The 21,101-nt window shown below is 41.3% G+C and carries 25 protein-coding genes; 9 read left to right on the forward strand and 16 right to left on the reverse strand.

Features of this window, described 5'->3' with window-relative positions:
* A partial coding sequence (locus AC805_RS26280) for a hypothetical protein (protein WP_197278718.1) occupies positions 1-351 on the forward strand: 351 nt, incomplete at its 5' end.
* Positions 352-402: 51 nt separating this feature from the next.
* Here AC805_RS26280 and AC805_RS27135 read toward each other — a convergent pair.
* The gene (locus AC805_RS27135; protein ID WP_269433575.1) at positions 403-531 is read right to left on the reverse strand and encodes a hypothetical protein; all 129 of its coding nucleotides are present in this window, start codon (positions 529-531) and stop codon (positions 403-405) included.
* A gap of 407 nt (positions 532-938) precedes the next feature.
* Here AC805_RS27135 and AC805_RS12625 point away from each other — a divergent pair, with 407 nt between their 5' ends.
* A complete protein-coding gene (locus AC805_RS12625; RefSeq protein ID WP_055075762.1) occupies positions 939-1,562 on the forward strand; it encodes a hypothetical protein in 624 nt (207 codons plus the stop codon).
* On the opposite strand, the gene AC805_RS12630 is transcribed toward AC805_RS12625, so the two are convergent.
* The 3 genes from AC805_RS12630 to AC805_RS12645 form a co-directional block, all read right to left on the reverse strand.
* Positions 1,509-1,883: a hypothetical protein gene (locus AC805_RS12630; RefSeq protein ID WP_055075763.1), complete on the reverse strand. Its 375-nt coding sequence runs from the start codon at positions 1,881-1,883 to the stop codon at positions 1,509-1,511. The genes AC805_RS12625 and AC805_RS12630 overlap by 54 nt on opposite strands.
* 405 nt (positions 1,884-2,288) lie before the next feature.
* On the reverse strand, positions 2,289-2,846 hold the full coding sequence (locus tag AC805_RS12640; protein ID WP_055075765.1) for a Uma2 family endonuclease: 558 nt from the start codon (positions 2,844-2,846) through the stop codon (positions 2,289-2,291).
* Positions 2,847-3,277: 431 nt separating this feature from the next.
* Entirely contained in the window at positions 3,278-3,472 is a 195-nt protein-coding gene (locus tag AC805_RS12645) for a hypothetical protein (protein ID WP_197278719.1), read from the reverse strand.
* Between the two features lie 52 nt (positions 3,473-3,524).
* Here AC805_RS12645 and AC805_RS24710 point away from each other — a divergent pair, with 52 nt between their 5' ends.
* A complete protein-coding gene (locus AC805_RS24710; protein ID WP_072143610.1) occupies positions 3,525-3,716 on the forward strand; it encodes a TIGR03985 family CRISPR-associated protein in 192 nt (63 codons plus the stop codon).
* Positions 3,717-3,783: 67 nt separating this feature from the next.
* On the opposite strand, the gene AC805_RS12650 is transcribed toward AC805_RS24710, so the two are convergent.
* The 6 genes from AC805_RS12650 to AC805_RS12675 form a co-directional block, all read right to left on the reverse strand.
* On the reverse strand, positions 3,784-4,644 hold the full coding sequence (locus AC805_RS12650) for an alpha/beta fold hydrolase (RefSeq protein ID WP_055075767.1): 861 nt from the start codon (positions 4,642-4,644) through the stop codon (positions 3,784-3,786).
* A gap of 68 nt (positions 4,645-4,712) precedes the next feature.
* Positions 4,713-6,263: an AAA family ATPase gene (locus AC805_RS12655; RefSeq protein ID WP_055075768.1), complete on the reverse strand. Its 1,551-nt coding sequence runs from the start codon at positions 6,261-6,263 to the stop codon at positions 4,713-4,715.
* 202 nt (positions 6,264-6,465) lie between these two features.
* Positions 6,466-7,992 (reverse strand): AMP-binding protein, encoded by a 1,527-nt coding sequence (locus AC805_RS12660; RefSeq protein WP_055075769.1) that lies wholly within the window; start codon positions 7,990-7,992, stop codon positions 6,466-6,468.
* Between the two features lie 10 nt (positions 7,993-8,002).
* A complete protein-coding gene (locus AC805_RS12665; protein WP_055075789.1) occupies positions 8,003-8,824 on the reverse strand; it encodes an SDR family NAD(P)-dependent oxidoreductase in 822 nt (273 codons plus the stop codon).
* Between the two features lie 121 nt (positions 8,825-8,945).
* Entirely contained in the window at positions 8,946-9,320 is a 375-nt protein-coding gene (locus AC805_RS12670) for a hypothetical protein (RefSeq protein WP_055075770.1), read from the reverse strand.
* 222 nt (positions 9,321-9,542) lie between these two features.
* A complete protein-coding gene (locus AC805_RS12675; RefSeq protein WP_055075771.1) occupies positions 9,543-11,732 on the reverse strand; it encodes an AAA family ATPase in 2,190 nt (729 codons plus the stop codon).
* 118 nt (positions 11,733-11,850) lie between these two features.
* Here AC805_RS12675 and AC805_RS12680 point away from each other — a divergent pair, with 118 nt between their 5' ends.
* On the forward strand, positions 11,851-12,471 hold the full coding sequence (locus AC805_RS12680) for a hypothetical protein (protein ID WP_055075772.1): 621 nt from the start codon (positions 11,851-11,853) through the stop codon (positions 12,469-12,471).
* 12 nt (positions 12,472-12,483) lie between these two features.
* Here the strand turns inward: AC805_RS12680 and AC805_RS12685 are convergent, their stop codons facing one another.
* Both AC805_RS12685 and AC805_RS12690 read right to left on the reverse strand, forming a co-directional pair.
* Positions 12,484-12,906 carry an HNH endonuclease gene (locus AC805_RS12685; RefSeq protein ID WP_055075773.1) on the reverse strand — a complete coding sequence of 141 codons (423 nt, stop codon included), beginning with the start codon at positions 12,904-12,906 and terminating at the stop codon, positions 12,484-12,486.
* 5 nt (positions 12,907-12,911) lie between these two features.
* On the reverse strand, positions 12,912-13,319 hold the full coding sequence (locus AC805_RS12690) for a hypothetical protein (protein ID WP_055075774.1): 408 nt from the start codon (positions 13,317-13,319) through the stop codon (positions 12,912-12,914).
* A gap of 89 nt (positions 13,320-13,408) precedes the next feature.
* On the opposite strand from AC805_RS12690, the gene AC805_RS12695 reads away from it, so the two are divergent.
* A complete protein-coding gene (locus AC805_RS12695; RefSeq protein WP_055075775.1) occupies positions 13,409-13,843 on the forward strand; it encodes a XisH family protein in 435 nt (144 codons plus the stop codon).
* Positions 13,813-14,136, forward strand: a complete 324-nt coding sequence (locus tag AC805_RS12700; protein WP_055075776.1) for a XisI protein — start codon at positions 13,813-13,815, stop codon at positions 14,134-14,136. The genes AC805_RS12695 and AC805_RS12700 overlap by 31 nt, the downstream gene beginning before the upstream one ends.
* A gap of 147 nt (positions 14,137-14,283) precedes the next feature.
* On the opposite strand, the gene AC805_RS12705 is transcribed toward AC805_RS12700, so the two are convergent.
* Complete coding sequence (locus tag AC805_RS12705) at positions 14,284-16,533, reverse strand: Piwi domain-containing protein (protein ID WP_055075777.1); 2,250 nt, start codon at positions 16,531-16,533, stop codon at positions 14,284-14,286.
* A 228-nt stretch (positions 16,534-16,761) separates the two neighbouring features.
* Here AC805_RS12705 and AC805_RS12710 point away from each other — a divergent pair, with 228 nt between their 5' ends.
* Together AC805_RS12710 and AC805_RS12715 are read left to right on the forward strand one after the other, a co-directional pair.
* A complete protein-coding gene (locus tag AC805_RS12710; protein WP_055075778.1) occupies positions 16,762-17,100 on the forward strand; it encodes a DUF433 domain-containing protein in 339 nt (112 codons plus the stop codon).
* Positions 17,093-17,476: a DUF5615 family PIN-like protein gene (locus tag AC805_RS12715; protein WP_055075779.1), complete on the forward strand. Its 384-nt coding sequence runs from the start codon at positions 17,093-17,095 to the stop codon at positions 17,474-17,476. The genes AC805_RS12710 and AC805_RS12715 overlap by 8 nt, the downstream gene beginning before the upstream one ends.
* Positions 17,477-17,547: 71 nt before the next feature.
* Here AC805_RS12715 and AC805_RS12720 read toward each other — a convergent pair whose 3' ends face one another.
* Both AC805_RS12720 and AC805_RS12725 read right to left on the reverse strand, forming a co-directional pair.
* Positions 17,548-18,600, reverse strand: a complete 1,053-nt coding sequence (locus AC805_RS12720) for a ParB/RepB/Spo0J family partition protein (RefSeq protein WP_055075780.1) — start codon at positions 18,598-18,600, stop codon at positions 17,548-17,550.
* Positions 18,597-19,352 carry a ParA family protein gene (locus AC805_RS12725; RefSeq protein WP_055075790.1) on the reverse strand — a complete coding sequence of 252 codons (756 nt, stop codon included), beginning with the start codon at positions 19,350-19,352 and terminating at the stop codon, positions 18,597-18,599. The genes AC805_RS12720 and AC805_RS12725 overlap by 4 nt, the downstream gene beginning before the upstream one ends.
* Before the next feature lie 450 nt (positions 19,353-19,802).
* Between AC805_RS12725 and AC805_RS12730 the strand changes: the two genes are divergently transcribed.
* On the forward strand, positions 19,803-20,321 hold the full coding sequence (locus tag AC805_RS12730; protein ID WP_055075781.1) for a hypothetical protein: 519 nt from the start codon (positions 19,803-19,805) through the stop codon (positions 20,319-20,321).
* Here AC805_RS12730 and AC805_RS12735 read toward each other — a convergent pair.
* Complete coding sequence (locus AC805_RS12735; RefSeq protein ID WP_055075782.1) at positions 20,318-20,563, reverse strand: hypothetical protein; 246 nt, start codon at positions 20,561-20,563, stop codon at positions 20,318-20,320. The two genes, AC805_RS12730 and AC805_RS12735, sit on opposite strands and share 4 nt — an antisense overlap.
* Between the last annotated feature and the right edge of the window lie 538 nt (positions 20,564-21,101).

Consider the following 21,101-nt stretch of genomic DNA (forward strand, 5'->3'; position numbering starts at 1 on the left):
GAACGTCAGTTATGTGACTATTTTGGAATTAAGCGTGGAGTGTTGCTGTACCATTTTGATTGGATCAAACCGTTATTAGATAACCTATATAACCAATTGATCCATAGTTTTAATGAAAAGCTGCATTCTCTTACTGAGCCTTCTGATTTGGGATTGGTTGATCTTTGGGCTGGTGTAACTGAGTTGTTTTTGAGTGATAATCTGCCGATAAAAGATACTTTCGTTGGTGTTTTTGAGTTCTTTTCAGAACATATTCCAATCTATTTACATAGCCATGTTCTGGCGAGCCTTTCTAATCATGCTCGTCATAGGTTGTTTTCCACTTTGGCGGTTTTGGTGGTTAATGAATAATCATTGTTGCTAAACTTTCCCAACCTACTGTTTTATTTAATAGCTTACTGGTCAGCAATTGTTGAGCGATCGCGATTCATCATCAGTGAGAAACTTGGCTAGATGACTGGTATAGGATGGCTTTGTTTGAGACTTACTAAACCAACGGTTTAACAAAGCTGTAGAGATTTGCATGGGCACAGTGATGCGTTCTACTTCTATTTTAATCTTTAAACGTAAGTAGCTAGGTAGAATTAAAACCCAAAACCAGAGAGCAAACCGCCTGCTAGTTGGGCGGTTTGCTCTTCTAGGTTTTAAGTTTACTTATCCTAGCTACTTACTTTCTCAAAAGCCGATTGCAAATTATCAATATCCTAATTTGTCATCGGGTCATCAAGATTGGTATAGATTGCTTCTTCTGCAAGTATCCATGCTTTACGATTTCGATGATATTTGCGCAAGGTGAGTTAATGATATAGACAATTAGTTGATTAATAGTCAAGAAGATCGCTGAGAATAACGTTGAAATGGGTGTATCTCTTAACACTAACCAAAGGACACTAAATTAGATAAACTCACTAAAAGTAATCTTTCCAAGATAGAAAAATATGCGTACCCATACCAATCAGGATCAACTAAATCTAATTGAAGAAACTTCAATCGAGTTGAAATTTCAGAAAGGAAATTCTATATCTACTAGAACAGCTTGGATGATAGCATTTTTTCTTCAAATCTTCGGTATAACGTTTATTCTCTTTTTGTTTTTCCTTTTGGGAGTATTGTTTTTTGTTAGCATTCGTAGAGGAGATCTAGGGGGAGAGCTACTCAAGAATTTGTTGACTTTTCTCAGTCCATCTTGGACAATTTCTATAATCGTTCTTACAATTGTTCTACTCAGTTTTGCCTCTAGTCTTTATTCACCTCTCTTTACCTTTTGGATATTCGATCGTCGAAATCGAGAAATGCGTAAGATTACAACTAGTTTATTGGGAAAGACAAAAGTCATCACTACAATTCCTTTTGATAATGTCAAATTTATAGACTTTAAAGACCACCCCGAAGACCACGATTCTCTTGGGTTTACCAATCTATTCATTATGCTAAAATCTGATAAATACGTAACTCTCAGCGCCAGTAGTGGATATATGAATATCAATGAAGATAAAAGAATAGCAAGCTTAAAACATCATGAAGCTATGGCGAAAAAGATGGCTGATTTTATCTGGGGATAAGCTAATTAGAGATATGTTAGCGATCGCGATCTCCTTATCAAATAGCCCTTCTTCTAAAAAGATATTGACCTTGGCTTCAGCAGTATTAAAAGAATCGAGTTGCAATAAATATTTGATCAAAATATCCTTAGTCTTTTTCCATTTATCCTTAGTCAAGTCGCAGATTTGATGATAAGTAGCAAGGGAAGGTTTGAGCTTAAACGCAACGATCTTGGCATTTAGTGAGATCCCTGTCTCTCCTAGACTTTCGGCTAAACCTGCTGTCCACTCCGCAAACTTCACTTTCCGATAGCGTTTGGCATCCTCGTCTTGTAATTGCAATCCCTTATGAAGAGTTATCCTTTTTCTGAGCTTGTTGCTTGATGGACTACAACTGTTATAGATGCATAGATGGATTAGTGAACTCAGTCATGGGTAATTGCAAATTACAGCAATTACCGATCAAACGAACCACAAGAAAAAATTTTGAAAGCGTTGCGAAGCAACGCTTTCAAAATTTTTTCTTGGTTTGGGTTTGAGCGCAAAGCGCTGTAGGAAACACTGGAAGCTGACGGATTCGCTTTGGAAGTTGCTTCATGCCAAGATCCTGATTAAGTTCTATTATCGCTTCTCTTTCGAGAAGGGGAGAATTAAGATCACGAGTCTGGCTCTTCTTCCTAGGAATAAGCAGGTGCATTTCTTGATTGAGTAGTTGGGGTGTTTTTTGAGTTGAGATTGATACAATTCTTACAAACTTAGCAAGCCAAATACCTTTTGAACTGTTAGTTCTAAATCAATTCCACTGAGAACAGGTAGTCGATCGCTATCTTTTAGTTCTATTACACGGCGATCGCTATCTACAACCAAAATATTTTCGTCTTCGGCATCAATTAACCATCCGATCTCTGTGCCATATTTAGCGCAATGTAATAGTTTCCCTAATACTTGTTTGTAACTCTGATCGGGAGAGAGAATTTCAATTGCCCAATCGGGATGGATTTCAAAGCGGTTTGCAATTCGTCCTGATGCTAGTCTGGGGATGCGTCCCCATCGAAATACTGCTATGTCTGGAATGATCGCTCTACCGCCAAAAACACATCGTAATTCTGGAAAAGCGATCGCAACTTTTTGAGATTTGGCAACCTGATTAACGCTTTCACAAAGCGTACCTTGTAATAGACCATGTTCTCCTTGGGGCGTAGGTTTCTGGATGATTTGTCCATCAATAAATTCAGAAGCTGGCTTTGTCTCTGATAGCTCTAGAAATTCTGCTAGTGTTATGGGTTTAATGGCTGTAGCGGTCATGGTTTCACCTTTAGTTAAAACTGTGTAGTTTTAGATCACTGCTTTCCATGTATGTATTTTAACAGCGATCGCCTTGATACTAGGCAATCAGCGATCGCTCTTGTTTGAGGATACTAGTAATAAACCTACATCTATTCCCAGAACTTAGGCGATCGCTTGCCTATATTTGGCGTTTATAAATCTTTAGCTTTTAGCTTTGTTGCTGTGGTCAGGGGTAAATATTCCAATCTATCTTTTAGCTGATCTAAGCGCCTGATATTGCAGTTATCGGATTAAAGCAGACAGGATATAATGGAAGTAAAAGAAGAAAAACAGAATGGCAAAACCATATTCCGAGGATTTACGAATCCGAGTAGTTAGCGCCTATGAAGAGAAATTGGGTTCAATCCTCAAGTCTCCAAAAATTTGAAAGCGATTCTAAAGAATGGGATTTATGGAACTTTTTCAAAAGCACTGATCGCTTTACGTGCGGCTTGGGCATATTTTCTGACTGTTTCATAGGGCATATCGAGATCGATTGCGATCGCCTTCAAGCTTTCGCCTAATTCGCGACGAGCTAAGATGGTTGCCCAGAAAGTAGTGGTGTTCTGAGCGCGATCGCCGCCTTGTCGTTTTTTTGTTTGCAAGAATAGATCCGTTAGTTCCGCAATTCTATTAATTAAATGTTCTTGAATAGGAGTGGTTGTAATTTTAGAACAACGCAATCCCTGCGATCGCTATTATCAAGCTTGGATTCGTTCCAATGACATTAATATCATCCAAAGATTGAGGGACTGGCGACCCAATGGAGAGGTGTTAGCGCCAATTTCTCTCAGACAGAGAATGGTAAATGAAGCAACTCAAGAGTTGATGCATTATCTACCTAAATAGCTGATATCTTGATCTATATTAAGTACCTCTACCAAAATGCGGTCACTAGATTAGCTCAACATTTCCTTCATTCCTCATTCAAAAACTCACGCATCATTTGATTAACCAATTGTGGTTGCTCCTGCTGCACCCAATGGCTGCAATTAGGAATATAGCGAATCCGTAAATCCTGCACATACTCCTCCGTACCATAGGTCAATTCCTTCCCCAAAGCCCGATCCTCCTCCCCCCAAATCATCAAAGTCGGAATTTTGAGAATACCCCACACTTTCTTTTGGGATAGATAGGTAGGTAGATTGCGATAGTAATTAATCGCACCAGTCAAAGCGCCCCGTTTAGCAAAGGCATTTTTATATTGCTCGATATCTGCATCCGTAAAAGCACTCCGATCGATCGCCATTCCTCGAAAAGCCTCCTCAATAAGCCGATAGTCATCTAACTGAATCAAGAACTCAGGCAACAATGGAATCTGAAAGAATGCAATATACCAACTTTTGAGCATCTGCTGCGGAGTCTTGAGCCCTGCCGCAAACTTAGCTGGGTGCGGTAAATTCATTACGATCAAACGACTTACTAATTCAGGATAAGCATAGGCAAATGACCATGCGATCGCTCCTCCCCAATCATGACCAACCAGAATACAACTCTCATAGCCCAAACCTGATATCACTCCTCTAATATCTTCCACAAACTCTGACATCACATAAGCAGATTGGGCTTGAGGCTTATCACTATCGTTATAACCACGCAGATCGACAGCAACGACCTTATAGTCTTTCACAAATTCAGGGATTTGATGCCGCCACGAGTACCAAAATTCTGGAAATCCATGCAGCATCAACATCAGCTCACCTTTACCCTCGGTAACGTAGTGAAGTTTTATGCCATTCGTATCAATCCTATCGTGATGCCAAAGCTCTGCGGTCATAATATTTTGAGTGTAACAATTAGTGCAAGTTGTCTCTAGAAAAAAGTTAGAAGTATCAACTGCATTATCTATCCCCGAATGACGATAATTTCCCGACCTGCGGGACTGATGACATTTTCGGTAGTGGTGCGATCGCTTAACGGCGGCAAACCCTTACGGCGATCAAAGATCACCAACCATCCTGTATCTAAACTCAATCCTGATAAATATTTATCCAACTGCTTTAGTCCTTCCTTGAGTGGATCTGGCTTCTTGTCTCGCCATACCTTCAACTCCATTCCCAAAATCACTGTGCCATAGCGCAAACAAATATCCATTCTCCCCGAACCGATCGCATATTCTCTTTCCAGCGTCCCAGCACCATTCACAACGCGGTGTAGAAATGCCATCATCACCAAATGCGGCGCAATCTCTGGATAATTAGCACTCTTAAATAATGGTTCACCATGTTGTCGCCAAAAAACTAGAAAAGCATTAAGTAGGACTTCAGCATTGAGACTTTCATCAACATTCAGCCAGCTAGGTTGAATCATCGGCAGACTATCCTGCACTCCTTGAGATAAAACTCTGGGAATAACTTCTTGATAAATCGGATTTGCAATCTTCAACCCCCCTTCCTGACTCCTCACCACTAAACCTAAGTCCAACAAATAACGCCGATCGTCATCGGTCGTGTCTCCTAACTCTAATCCAGATAAAATGGGTTGAATTATGGCTCTTACCCTATCTTCCCTCAGTCTCTCGGCAAGACTATCCAGATGCGTGTCTTGTCTCTTAATCAGTATTTCCTTCGCTTGATTCACCAAGTCAGGAGTAATCGGAATTGCAGGATCTTTCGTAATATATTCCACAATTTCCTTGGCGATCGCATTCACTAACCAAGGCTGTCCCTGCGTCAAATGAAAAGCCAAATCAACTGCTTCAGTCGTAAACACCTGCCCCGTCGCATCCGTATGTTGCTGATAGAGATTCCGCACGTCCTCAAGGGTAAAGTTACTCAAGGTAAAGGAGCGGACTTTGATGTTAAAAGGGCTGGAGGTATTCAAGCGATCGCTCCCCCCAGAAGCATATTTATAATCCCGCACATCGCGCATCCCCACCAGAGCCACTGACTGCGGAAATCCCTGAGGACGACGTGGAAATCCAGACCTAATTTGCCGAAGCACGGAAACTAGAGTCTCATCACTCAAAGCATCGATTTCATCGAGAAACACTACCAATGGTCTTGGCGATTCCTGTGACCATGCTGCCAAAAAAGCGCCGATATGACGACCTGATTCTCCTAAAATGCTATGACTGGGGTGCAACTCTGATGGTAAATAAAACTTAATTGCATCCTGCCACTCATCTAAAATTGCCCGCTCTGCTAATTCTGGGTCATGGGAAAATACAGCCCCTACTTCCAGCGACAACATCACTGCCGTATATTGACCACTCGCCGTTAGCTCTTGGGCAAGTGTCAGCATCGCTGTAGTCTTACCCACTTGCCTTGGTGCATGAATTACGAAATAGTTTTCCTGAGCAATTAGCTGTTTGATTTCAGGCAAGCGTTCTGTAGCTGACAGCATGTAGTGAATGTCAGGTTTACAAGGACCAGCAGTATTAAACCATTTTGGCATAACGACAACTAACGGGCAGAGATACCCCTTCAATATATCGCAACGCGCCAAGCAAGAGCCTCAAACCTTTACAACAAATTGCGATCTTATCCAAAAATCTAATCAATGAAAAAGTCTGTCCAGCCAAGCCCGCAACTATTTGTAAATTTTGAGCTTATTAAGCTTGCGATCGCATAATGCCCCCCGCTAATCCTAAATGGTTTCACTCGCGCAATAATTTTTTGTCTAGTTTACCGAGAGAAGTGTAAGGAAGCTCGTCACGAAACTCAACGATCGCAGGAATCTGATAGCGGGCAACACGAGGCTTTAGCCATTCGAGCAAAGTCGAATGGTCAAGTGTAGCGTTCTTCTTCTTTTTGACAATAGCTTTCAAACGTTGACCAAATTCCCGATCGGGAATGCCGACCACACCTACCGAATCTATATCTGGATGTTGCACGAGAACATTTTCTAATTCAAGAGGGTAAACATTCTCTCCTCCCGAAACGATCATGTCATCGACTCTACCGCAGAGAAATAAGTCGCCATCGCTATCTTGATAAACCAAATCACCCGTCTCGACACAATTTCCCCGACTTGTTGACCAAGTACTCCGAATACAGAGGCGACCGACTCTTCCTATCTCAACTGGGCGATCGCGATCGTTAATGATTTTGGCTAGGACACCACGAATGGGTTTGCCGATAGACTCTGGCTTCTTAGCTAATACCTCTGGTGTTGCCATAATGCAAAAACCAGCTTCCGAAGTTCCATACAGATTAAATAATATTAAGCCGAGATGAGTAATAGTTTCTTGAGCTAGCGATGGACTAAGTGAAGCACCACCAGAAATTATGCAACGCAATGAAGATAAGGCAATTGCATCAAACTGAAGAAGGCGCTGCAACATTAATGGAACCAGTGCAACTACTTCAATTTTGTGCTTAGAAATGAGAGTATGGGAACACTTAGCATCGAATCGTCGAGTGAGATACATTTTTGCTCCAAGTATAACCCCCATCAGTAGTGACGCTAAACCAAATCCATGATAAATCGGGGTTGCAATGTAGACCGATCTATATCTGCCAAGATATACACGCTCTAGTAAGGCAAAAAACGGCGGTAAGAAATTGAAGAAAGAAGGTTTACGACTAGCAGGCTTAGGCTGACCAGTCGTTCCACCTGTCATAACCACAATGTTTCCCGTTTTGAATTTTGGCAATTTTACGTTACTGGTTCTTGGTGTCGATGCCATACGATCGATAGAATTTTCGCTGGGATGGTATGCTGGAATTGATTTATGGATTAGCGATTGGTTTGCAAACACTGGGGCAAGTTGTTCGTCATAAATATAGAAATCGAGCTGTAGCCGTTCTTCCAGAGATAGAAGTTGTTCAGCACTCATCTCAGGATTAATCAGAATGACATTTGCTCCTAAACGAGATATAGCAAATAAAGCTTTTACCGTAGATCCATGATTTCGGCAAACAATTGCTATTTTTTGGCGGTATTGGATACCGCAATCGAAATGTAAATTAATGGCTAAAGATTCCGATTGTTGCCAAAGCTCTGAGTAACTTAACTGCTCGAGATCGTCGATTATGGCTAGACGGCATGGGTGTAACTTAGCTGCAATGCGTAAAATCGCCATCAGATTGATGCCCGTTGTGATTAATGCGATCGCTATCTGCCTCAATCCAGAAACGGTCAACAGATCCACATGATAAAGCTGTTTAATTATCTCTAGCATGACACCTCACTCACATATATCTCGAAAATTTGCTCGTTATTACTTCCCAATGCCATCGAAAAAGTGCCGATGCCAGTTGCCCCCATAGAAGCCACCAAGGTGCATAAGTTCTCTTCCGCGAAATAATTGCATGGCAAATGAGTTTGGCAACCTCTTCGGGTTCCATTGCTGGCATGTTTGCGTACTCTTTGGTCGGTGCAATCATTCTAGTGCGAACTAAGGGAAGATAGATCGAAGTTGTACTAACTCCTCTGGAGTTCAATTCTGGGCTAACGCTACGGAACCATTGGTCAAATGCTGTTTTTGAGGCTTGATAGGCAGACCATTTTGGGGCTGGGATTAGAAGTACATTCACTGCTGACACGTTGATCGTATGTCCTTGTCTTACAACCAATATTGGAATGAGAGAGAGCATTAGTTGAACTGGAGCTAAATAATTTAAATTCATGGTTCTTGTAAAATCATGCAAGCGATCGAGAGAGTCAAAAATTGAACGTCGAATTGATTTGCCTGCGTTGTTAACGATAATATCTATGCCATCTGGAAGTTGATGCAATTCCTGTAGTAATATTTGCATTTCCTGAATATTCCTAAGATCGCAGGGGAAAATATCAGCTCGACCTCCTCTCGATTCAACATTCTTTTTCACTTCTATTAGTTTATCTTCTGTTCTTGCCACTAAGATAAGATGGGCTTTTGTATCAGCTAGGCTCATAGCCAGACATTCGCCAATCCCGTAGCTCGCTCCTGTTATTAGCACGGTCTTATCATTTAAGCAGCTTTTAAGTTTGGAACTATTTACCCTGAGAAATGGGAAAAAAAGAAGTTTCATTGGCTGTGTTGCAAATATATCGCGGTTGTTAGATGAGTATGGTAAGAGCATAAACTGTAACTGCTGGGATTGGTCAGCTAATCGGAGATAGGCATAAATACGTTGATCGCGCTTTAACTGTTCAGTGCCCAAATTCCTGCCATCCCGATTTTCCCAGACTTTGCACCAAAGGTAGGTTTTTCTTGCGATAAAGCTTTGGAAATTCAAACCTCAAGCACTCTTGACGATCGCTCAGCCGCACCTGTAATAGTATATCTATGCGTAGCTCTCCGTCATCGCGCCAGATAAGAGCATGTGCATTGGGGCTTAAGTTGGTGAAGCATACATCCAGTTTCTCACTGCTAGGAATGCCGCCCCACTCGTAAGAAATATCCTCTAGCACCACATCAAAGACAACTTCCGAGTCGTTGATCAAATAGAAACTCCACACTTTCCCATCGTTCATTGCTTCGCGGCAAGCTGCCACTCGGCAACGAATCCGTTCGTTGTTTTCCATAGGATTATCGTCACTTTCCTAAATAGGTTCTATAGCTGTCGCCAAGTCTAATAGGACATAAACCCCAAGAATTGATTGGCGGCGCGAAGCGCCGCCAATCAATTCTTGGGGAAAGACAGCATATTTAACCCAAGAGTTGATCGTTGTCGCCCCGCCAATTGCCTTGTCATTTAATAGTCATAAGTAGTCATAAGCTGTTTTCAAATCTGGCGGTTTTGGTTGTTAATGAATAACCATTGTTGCTGAACTTTCCCAATCTACTGTTTTATTTAATAGCTTATTGGTTAGCAATTGATGAGCGATCGCTATTTCATCATCAGAAAGAAACTTGGTTAGATGGCTGGCATAGGATGGTTTTGCCTGAGACTTACTAAACCAACGGTTTAATAAAGCCGTAGAAATTTGCATGGTTGTAGTGACCCGTTCTACTTCTATTTGAATTTTTAAACCTACTTTCTCAAAAGCCGATCGCAAATCATCAATATCCCAATTTGTCATTGAGTCATGAGGATTGGCATAGATTGCTTCTTCTGCTTGGATCCAGCGATCGCCAAATTCATTTGGTAAATCGATCAATCGATAAATTCGCTGCGTGTGTTTGGGAATTGATTCATAGAGAGCGATTTTGCCCTTAGGCTGTAGGAGATTTGCTAATTGTTGAATGCAAGCTAATTTGTCAGGTTCGCGCATCAGAGCATTATAGCCAATAATCGCTTCAAACTGCATAGAGGCGATCGCTTCAGGAATTTCTGTTAAAGATCCATGCAGGACAATTGGGCGCAAAAGTTCTGGCAAACTTGCTGCTTGTTCTTGCAAAGCGATCGCTTCCGATTCTTGATGGGTCAGCGCATATACGCCTCCTTCTGGAACCTCGCGCAATGCTTCCCATGTCAATAATCCAGAGGCTGCGTTTAAGTTGAGAACCACATCATGACGTTGTAGCGATAATTGGGAGAATAGGCGATCGCGTATTTTGGCTAATCTTTCCCCTGCCTGTCCGATGGTGCGTTGTAACCAGCGATCGCTTTTGCTATCCGTTGGACTAAAGGTAAGAATCTCTGGCAATTCGATGACGACACCACTTACCATTGCGGCTAATTGTGCTTCGCGGCGGCGTTCTACTTGTAATTTAATTGCGGCTTCTGCGCCTCGATCCGAGGGTTGATAGAAAACCTGCCCTTGTAAAGTGCTGGGTAAATATTGCTGCTCGATCCAATGGTCGCGATAGGCGTGGGGATAGAGATAACCAGCGCCATGACCGAAGCCTTTTTTATCGCGACTAGCATCTTTGAGGGGATTGGGAACATCGGATTGACGTTCTTGCTCAACGGCAGCGATCGCATCGAAGAAGCCCATCAGACTATTGGATTTGGGAGCATTAGCAAGGTAGAGGGTGGCTTGGGCTAAATGATAGCGACCTTCGGGTAAGCCAATGCGGTCAAAGGCTTCTGCACAAGCATTCACCACTACCACTGCTTGCGGGTCGGCAAGTCCGATATCTTCGCTCGCTAAAATCAGTAATCTTCGCAAAATAAAACGCGAATCTTCGCCTGCATAGACCATTTTGGCTAGCCAATAGAGGGCAGCATCGGGATCGGAACCGCGCACGCTCTTGATGAAGGCACTAATCGTATCAAAGTGAGCATCGCCTTCTTTGTCGTAGAGAACGGCTCTTTGTTGAATCGATTCTTCGGCTACGGCTAAATTAATAGCGATCGCCCCATTCTCATCGGGTTCCGTTGTTTCGACGGCTAGTTCCAAGGCATTCAGCAATGACCTTGCATCACCGTTAGCGACATTGGCTAAATGGGCGATCGCTTCTTCGGTAACATTTACTTTGAGGTTGCCGTAACCTCTTTGGCGATCGCTAATTGCTTGCTCTAATACTCGCCGTAAATCCGCTTCGGTTAAGGGCTTTAATTGAAATAATCGCGATCGGCTGACTAGGGCTTTATTGACTTCAAAGAAGGGATTCTCGGTAGTTGCACCGATGAGAACGATCGTGCCATTCTCTACCCAAGGTAGTAATGCGTCCTGTTGAGATTTGTTGAAGCGATGTACTTCATCGACAAACAGGATCGTGCGTTGATTGTGATAGCCGCGTTGGGTTTGGGCGGTTTCAATCGCTTCTCTGATTTCCTTTACACCTGCGAGGACGGCATTGATGGCGATGAAGTGGGCGTTGGTGGTGTTGGCAATGATGCGAGCTAGGGTGGTTTTGCCTGTTCCAGGGGGACCATAAAAGATGAGGGATGATAGGCGATCTGCTTGAATGGCGCGGCGGAGCAGTCTTCCTTGTCCGAGGATATGTTCTTGTCCGATGAATTCATCGAGGTGGCGCGGACGTAGGCGATCGGCGAGGGGAGCTTCTGATGCGGTGATTTGTTGGCGGTGATTCTCGAATAGGTTCATGTTGTGGGCGATCGCACTTTTCAAAAGATATTTGGATAATATTCGGATAGCGACTTGTTACGAATTGAGAGCTAGAGATTAGAATTATTGTATTGAAAATTCACTCAACGTATTCACTATGCAAACATTAGCTGTTACTGAAGCTATCACGACGATCGCTGAAGCTGAGAGAAAATTTGGCTTGAGTCGTAGTGAATCGAAGGATTTTTTTATAGAGTGGTATGACCAGTTACCAGAGATTAATTCTAGCGATCGCGCCAATCTTGAGATTTTATGGCGGCGTTATATTTATCATCGTTCTGGTGGACATTTGCTAGAAAGTACGGTGATGCTATTACTCGTCTCGCCATTGCTAACGATCGCTGGTTTATACGATCCTCCTTTTCGGATTAAGGCGGAGGAGTCGATTGCGATCAATATTTCAGATAGTGAAGAGACTCTACAGGGGCGCATCGATGTGTTGGTATTGCGCGATCGCCTGTGGATTATTGTTTTGGAGTCAAAGAAAACGATGCTTTCGGTTTGGTCTGCTTTGCCTCAAACTTTGGCTTATTTAATGGCGAGTCCAAACGGTGATCGCCCGAATTTTGCGATGTTGACGAATGGTGATGATATTGTATTTGTGAAGCTAGAGGGTAAGCAATATGCGATGTCTCAGGTTTTGGCTCCTTTGGTTAATCAGGGTGAGTTAGAGGTGGCATGGCAAGTTTTACGCAAGATTGCAGAAATAGAGGTTTGATGTTTTTATACTTCAATCTGGTGGATGCCAACCAATTGCAAACCAACGTTTACGAGTAGCGACAATGACAGCATTATTCATCCGTAAAGCAATAACTGTTGTACGTCCAATCGGGCTTAAACCTTCAATTTGAGAGGCATCATTATTCCATTGAAAATGCTCCTTCCAATTTTGTTGTCGTGGATTAAACAAAGCTACAATTTCGCCTGTTAATGGATCGATCGCTTCTGTGGTGTCAGATTTATATTCGTTGCAGGTGCGACAGGCAAGGCATAGGTTTTCAAGGGTGTTTAGCCCTCCTTTTGAAACTGGTTGAATATGATCAATTGTCATAGGCATACCGCTATTTGCTTCGGTTGTGAGGCAATAGCAGCAACGCTTACGGTCAATTGATTCTATTTGCGATCGTAGATTTTGAGAAATATAGCCTGACACAAAATCTACCCTGCTAGTCTGGGAACGTTATGTCCGCGCCATTTTAGGATTGCCGCGGCTTGGGATTTGCGTAACATAAAGCGATCGCTATCTTTACGCAGGTTATCTAATTCCAGTCTTTCAGAATCAGTAAGTCCTGTATTTTGTTGTTTTGACAATAGGGATTCGTAGCGTTCCATTTCTAATTGAGTTTTTTGGCTACGGGCAATTTGCCATAGTGAATCATCGTCAAGTCGATCTAAGCTGGCAAGGTCGGTTTGAAATTCTTCGGGTACGTCTTTCCATGTTGGCGGGCTACCAATTTGTAAGGCTTGTAAAATTACGTCTTCTAGCGATCGCTGTGTTGCTCCAGCCGCGATCGCTAAGCGTTGGTACAATGCTTCTGGTATTTGTAAAGTAACGGTTTCAGCCATATTTTTTGCAAATATTTGAGATCGCCCGAAAATATCAATAGGGTTATTATAATATATTCAAGAAAATAAGAATTTGAGGAGTAAATAATTTGCCAGCGAGAGATTCCATTCATCAGGCTGTAAAAGAAGCAGTTATAAAAGATGGATGGGAAGTTACTGACGATCCCTATGTTATTTCCTATGGCGATCGCTTTTTATTTGTCGATCTGGCGGCAAGTGGCTTTATCGGTGTTCGGCAGGGAAACAAACAAGTTGCGATTGAAATTAAGCAGTTTCGCGGTCAGTCCCAAGTTGTTGATTTAGAGCAAGCGATCGGGCAATATTCTTTGTATCGCATATTGCTTAACCAGATTGACCCAGAGCGTGAACTTTTTCTGGCAATTTCTGAGGCGACTTATGGCGATATATTTGATGAGCCAATTGGTAAACTAGCGATCGCTGAAATTCCGTTAAAACTTGTTATCGTAAATCTAAGCACTAAGGAGATAACCCAATGGATACCATCAAATCCTATCAAGCAGTAATCAAGCAGGTAATTAGTGAGTATGCTAAGTTACGACCTTCTCATGGCAATATTCACCTAGAGCCGATATTTGATGATGTGAATAGTCGCTATGCGCTGATGCAGTTTGGTTGGGATCGGGAGAGACGGGTGCGGGGTAATTTGATTTATGTGAGTATTAAGGATGGGAAGGTACTGATTGAGTATGATGGAATTGAGGGGGGGATTACTCAAGATTTGATCCAACGGGGGATTCCTGAGAGAGATGTTGTGCTTGCATTTTTGCCTGAATTTGAGGTGGTTAGAGTGAAGTGAGGCTAAATAAAATCGCTAGACGGTGGTAAAATGCTTCTGGTATTTGTAAAATAATTGTTTCAGCCATATTTTTTCCGATTAAAATTTCCTGATTTAGTAAAGACAAGAGAGCATTTATAAAAGATAAATGATAAATGTGCAAAATAATCATAAGAACCATAGGCGTTTATCTCTTTGAATTCCACGAGGTAAAAGTCCCTCTTGCGCAAATTCGGCTGCTCGATCTGCGTAGTAGGTTGTGATTGGTAAACGAATTGTCTGGGTAGAGCCTACTTGCATTTCACTAAGCCAATAAACTTGTTCAGCCAAAGTTAAGAGATCTGTATCTCCCATTTTTCGCTTAATTCTTAATGGACGAGGAGAACTATTAGGACTGACTTTAGCTTCACGATCACCAGTGGTTAAAATAACTGCCTCATTATGACTATGTAACCATCCCCATCCTCTTTTAGGATTAGTATAAGTATCAACATCATCTATATTTTGCAGCCAAACTGCTCGACAAAATCCTGATTTGATTACTTCAACTACATCAAGTTTTTCCAAACCATTAGAAGCTAGTTCATTCTTGATTTTCACAAGAACTTGAAATTCTGCATCTTGCAATTTGCCATCACGATGAATTACTAAATGCTTAGTTGGATATGCACTAAAAAAATCAAGTAATAAATTCTCTAGAATCTCTGGATCGAAACTTTCTTGAAAAGCTTGAAAGTCACTAGCAGCCCAATCTATTAGTTGACCATGAGCATCTAATACAAAAGCTGATGCACCAACAGTTTTTCCATCCTTACGACTCACATCTAAGCCTATGAATGATTTTGCTGTACCTGTAGTTTCTTTGATACACCAACTTGCGTGACCGAGCTTAGCATTGATACCAATAATCAAGTTGTGTCCTGTGTGTTTATCCCATCCTTTATCAAGGCTTGATTTCATGATCATCTGGGATGGAATTTTGCGCTGAACTAATTGCTTTTTAATAATCTTGTAAGGATCAGCACTAGAATCTTGACTAAATTCTGATTCATTTGGTACGCAAGCAAACACAAAGTCACATTCTTTGAGCTTTTGACATACTTGGCGAATCTCTACTTTATCTCTAGGATCGTAGACTTGATGAGCAATCAGTAGTGTAATCCCAAATTTATGAAGTTCATCTTTTAATTTATCACTATAAGCTTTAGCTTTTCTCTGCCATTCTAGAGGATAGAGTAAAACTGACTTGACTGGTTGATTAGGTTTATCTAGTAGATAATATTTGTCTAAACCTGCTCTAGGATATGAAACAGCAAGTCTTTGTTCAGAATTTGGATGTTTACCAAAATCTAAATTATTAGCTTTGCTTCCAGACGGAAATAGCTTACAAACTTGCGGAGCAAATTCTCTCAATTTTGTTGAAAATTGAATAGGTTGGTTTAGCAACTGAAATCGATTTCTTTGATTAAGAAAGCTAATTGTTTCAAAAGCTTTATGCACTTTTTTCGATATATTCCATAGGTTATCATGATATATATCATCATCAAACTGACTGCGATCGTAGATTGTTCGCAAAAGTTGAGGAATATGCAAAGCCTCAAATGGCTTGCCTTTAGCTGATGGATAACTAACTTTTACTGCTAGAGAATCTTTGCTAAGTATTCCTAAATCTTTATCGGAAAGGTTCCCCTTTTGATGATGGAATTCAAGCAAACTATTGTTACCAATATCCGCTATTTTTGTGTCAATTGTTTCTTCTGCAATACCTATAAAATGGCAAACTCTTCCATCATAGACATGAACCATTTTTTGACCAGTTTCTAGATTTGACATCCCAATCTGATCAATAGTTAATCGAGAGTGGTATTCACTAGCAAAATCTAGAATTAGAACTAAGTGTTGCTTTTGATCTCTAACAAAATCAAACGTTAAATATTTTTGTCCTTCAATTTTGTCTTGTTTCTGAGTTTCAACAACCAAATCATTATTTAAGGCAGTATCCTCGTTGTCTCGATTGTCTTCTCTTTCTAGGCTAAAACTTTCATTGGAATATATTCTTTTTTTATAGCGATCAATGCGTGGAGGATTTTTCACTTTCTTAAATGCATCTATAATTGCAGAATTACAAAGCTCAAAGAAAAATCTCTCATAACTTGGACTGGCAAGATCAATAGACTCTGTGCTAAGGATCTCATATTGATCGCTACTTGACAAAGATATAGAACTCAGAATACTGCTATTAGTTGAATCAGCCAAAATAGGAGACTTATATTGCCACTCTAAATCTCTAGCGATTTTACCAATTGCCCTAGATTGTTCAGACTGTTCAACTGCTTGAATAAGCTTAATACGGTAGCGAGTAAACGGTAATGATGTAATTGGATTTTGACTGACAAAACTAAGTTCTCTAAGTGACATTTTTATTTGTATTCTAATAGTCTTAGTATATCTAAATTTTAGGAAATTAGAAATATCTAGAGATCTTACTATAATTGATCGCCTATCTCTAATTTGCTTACTTTCAGGCTTTTACTGCGATCGCTTTTATCTACAAGGTTCTGTTAGCGATCGCGCTTGATGATGGCAAAAGGCGATCATCAGCTAAACTAACTCATGTGATCAACCTGAGAGCATAGATTCAAAACTATGAATACAAAATTAGTAGAATCCTTAGCCCAAGTCATCGAAGCCCTTGCACCAGATGAATATGCCCTATTGCAAGAAAAACTAAAATCTCGCACAATCCAGAAAACCGTCGGCGTATGTGGAGGTCATGCAAGAATCCGCAATACCCGCATCCCCGTTTGGACAATCATCTCACTCCAACAACAAGGAGCCGATACCTCAGAGCTTTTACGCAACTTTCCCTCATTAACCACAGATGACTTGAGCAACGCCCGATTTTATTACACTACACATCAAGAAGAAATCGATCTCGCGATCGCCTCTCACCAATACGAGCAAGAGGAAACGATCGTTGGCTAGACTTTATTCCAACGAAAACTTTGCGATCGACATTGTGCAAATCCTGCGCGATTACGGTCATGATGTACTCACCTCCTACGAAGCAGCACAAGCAAATCAAAGTATTCCAGATCCTGAAGTTCTAAAATTTGCCACAAATCAAAATCGAATTCTAATAACCTTTAATCGTGATGATTTTATCGATTTACATCGTAGCGGCATGAATCATAGCGGCATCATTATTTGTAAAGACGATCGCGACTATCAGGGACAAGCAAAATTTATCAATGACTTTTTGCAATCTCAAACAACAGAACTTAGCGATCGCTTAATTCGTATTCAAAAGCAAAATCAACCCAAGTCCAGTACACCAGTATTTGTGATTCGTGAATACTAAAAGATATTTTGCGATCGCCACTTCCTCCCTTACTCAACTTTTGCAGTTTGAGGCGATCGCTATCACTCCTATTAACCAATCAAAGCCTCCAACTGTTTTAACAAAGCCTCCAACTTCTTTTGCTTTTTCGCATCCTTCCAAACAGGTGAAGACTTTGCCGCCTTGAAAGTAGACTCAAATCGAGAACGGAGATCCGTTGGTTCACTAGCTAGAGACTTTTGAGAGCTTTCTTTTATTCTGCTCTTGATTTCATTTAAAGATAGCCCATCAGCGATCGCCTCATCTAACAACTGCTTTTGAAACGCTGCATCCTTAACACCAGCAATCAGCTTTGCCTTAGTATATTCAATCTTTCCCTCACGCAAATCCTGAACCACAATCTCCGAAAGCTTCAACAAAGGTAGACGATTTGTCACATACGACTGCCAACTCATCCGCCCTAACTGCTCAAAGATTCGTTCGATTTGCTGGATTAGGGTTGCATTACCAAGCTCGTTATTATTGTCTTCACTACTGATAATAACGTTATTATCAGTCTCGGCTAGATTGTTCTTGCCATTGATAATAACGTTATTATCAACCTCATCAAGATTGCTGAAATCCGTCTTGCTACGATTATTCTGATTAAACAATAGACGCAGTAAATTAGGAATCTCATCCAACGGACGCGCAAGCTCAAGAGCTAAAAGATCGAGAATCCCCTCCGTTTCTTCAATGGGATTGAGATCTTCTCTCTGAAGATTCTCGACCAGCGCAATTTGCCAAGCCTCATTATTATCTAACTCCCGCACAATTACAGGAACAGTACTTAATCCTGATAACTGTGCTGCCCGATAACGACGCTCACCAGCAACCAGTTCATAGCCACCCGCCGAACGAGGACGCACTAGTAGAGGTTGTAAAACTCCGTGCTGGGCGATCGATTTTGCTAAGGTTTGTAATGCCTCTGCATCAAAATAGCGGCGAGGTTGCTTCGGCGGTAAATGAATATCCGCAATTTGAATCTCAACCTCAGACTTAAGGCGATCGCTAGGTATAGGAGATTCATCAACTTCAGGTGCAAGCCAAGGAGCGCTAGGTGCAGTGATACGTCCGCTAAAAGGCTTTGTTGTTTTTCGGGTCATGCCAGTTTCTCAATATGATCGATAATTTTGTCCATAATCTTTACAGCAGGATGCTTAGCTTGTAAAGCTGCTAGAGGTAATCTCTCTTCACTAGCATCAACGAATGCTGTAGCACGGGGAATTGCCTCAAACACTTTACCCCATACAGCAAGTTGTTCATTCATTGCCTCAAGGGTACGAATATCTGCGGAGTTGCGACCATCGTAGCGAGTTGGGACAAATCCGATTACTTGTAATTGTTTATTAGGTTTGCTTTTTACATAGGTAAGTGTCTGCAATAACTCATCAGTTCCCTCAAATGCTTTGAGATGAGTTTCTACAGGGACGAGAACATGGGTCGCGGCAACTAATGAAATATAGCTTAGCAGTCCTAAACTTGGAGGGCAATCGAGCAGAATATAATCGTACTGCTGCTGCACCAAATCCAAGGCATCTTTTAGCCTAAAATCGCGTAGAGAAGCACTGACTAATTGCATCTCTGTAGCGCTTAGAAAACGATTGGCAGGGACAAAATCCATTCCTAACAAATCTTTGTGAATTGGCAGTGCTTCTTCGTCAATAATCGCATTAGCAACTGTCTTGGCTAACTCAGAAGGAACTAACCCGACAAACTTAGTGAGAGATGACTGGGGATCCATATCTACTAATAAAACTCGGCGATCGCGTTTAGCTATTTGGTAGCCTAAGTTATGGGTAAGCGTAGTTTTACCTACGCCACCAGCTTGATTAAAAATAGCTATAGTTTTAGTCACAAATACTTTTAACCTCTGAAATGATTGGAAGTATGCCAATAATTTAACATTAGCTTGGAGTAAAGCTAAACAAAAAACAAAAAAGAGTCTTTTTTTCGGTCGAAAGGACATTATTAAATGTCAAGGGTTTTGTCATGACGCGACAGAATAATGTCGGGTAGTTGATGCGAAAGAGCAGTTCGGATCGTAAACATAAATTCATGAAGGTGTGACGACACTTTCGTGAATTATAAAATAATCCCAGTAAGGTTTTGAGATTCCAAAAATGGCGTTGCCATTTTTGGAATTGGCATTATCATTTTTGGGATATTCTGGAGCCTTTCTAGGTAAATTCTACCAAGGCTCAACGAACTGGTTAAAATCCACCATCATCGACTGACGTGATTTTGGTTTAGCAGGTTTTAGTTCCATGTTCTAGTGGAAATTTGGTTCTAGTGGAAAGTTGCAATTATGAAATGGACTGCGATTTGCTCCGCAACGCAAGCTAACGCGGGAAGTTGGCGACATACTAATTTTGATATTGAAAGCCAAGTCCGAGAAGAGGTGCGATCGCTAATTGCCCTTGGCAATGGGCTTGTTTCGGGCGGTGCTTTGGGCGTGGACTTCTTTGGTACTGATGAAGTCTTAAAAGTTGGTATAGATACTAGCCAATTAAAAATTATTATCCCATCTGCATTGGAAATATACAGCGCTCACTATTTGAATCGGGCAAGTGAGGGTGTAATTAATCGTGGACAGGCGGAGGATTTAATTTTTCAGTTAGAAACTGTCAGGTCAATGGGTTGCTTGGTTGAGGGGACTGCCCAAATTATTGATAAAGAAGCGTATTTTAATCGCATTACCCAAATCATTGATATTGCTGACGAACTCATAGCTTTTCATGTCAATAATACGGAGGGGACACAGGACACGATTGAAAAGGCTAGGAAAAAAGGTATTGAAGTTAAGCTTTTTAGCTACAGGATTTAACCCGCTTGCAAGATCATTTCGTTAGGAATCGATACCCACACCTTAAACTGGTCTGCGTCAGGGGCGATTAATACTGCCATGCCTAAATCTACGTCTCTTTTGCATCCAGCGATCGCATCGTTGAGAGATTTATAGGCTTTATCGACTACAAAGGTTTTGCCTAAAAATACAATGGCTTTTTCCGTACCGACAATAGTTTTAATAGCGATCGCGCGAACTTGGTTTAAGGAATTGAGAATCATTGCTTTTGTCCTGTTAACGTTTTCTCTATGGGTTTAGTATCGCGTTCTATCAAGGTTTGCCCTGCGATCGCTAATCTAGGATTCTGTGATGTTGGCTGTGCGAATATGTGATCGCAGTCACAAATAGTTCGGGCAGTAAAAAAGCGCCATTCTCGTCTTTTGGGACTGATGCTCGATCTGGTGAAAGGAAAAATTTAAACTTTAGCGCTTAGCTCATTGGGCTTGTGATTGACAACTAGCGATCGCGGCGATCATAGTTCCGAGAGTTGGATGAAGGGTAGTTTTGAGATCTTTCGTTAGGATTGTAAATATTCCTATCAATCAGATAGGAATCAAAATGATGGTCGAGGTATCGACCATCGGCAAACCGACGTTCTTCTCTAAACCGATTTAATGTTTACTAAAGACACAATTATTTGTCCAGTTACCTCCAGAGAAAACCTTTTCACCTTCAGATCTTGTATCTAGTATTTTGCTAACTAGAGTTTTACATATTGATTGATTCTGGGGCATTTGCTCTATGTTTTTGCCGTCAACT

Source organism: Pseudanabaena sp. 'Roaring Creek' (assembly GCF_001402795.1).
Taxonomy (GTDB): domain Bacteria; phylum Cyanobacteriota; class Cyanobacteriia; order Pseudanabaenales; family Pseudanabaenaceae; genus Pseudanabaena.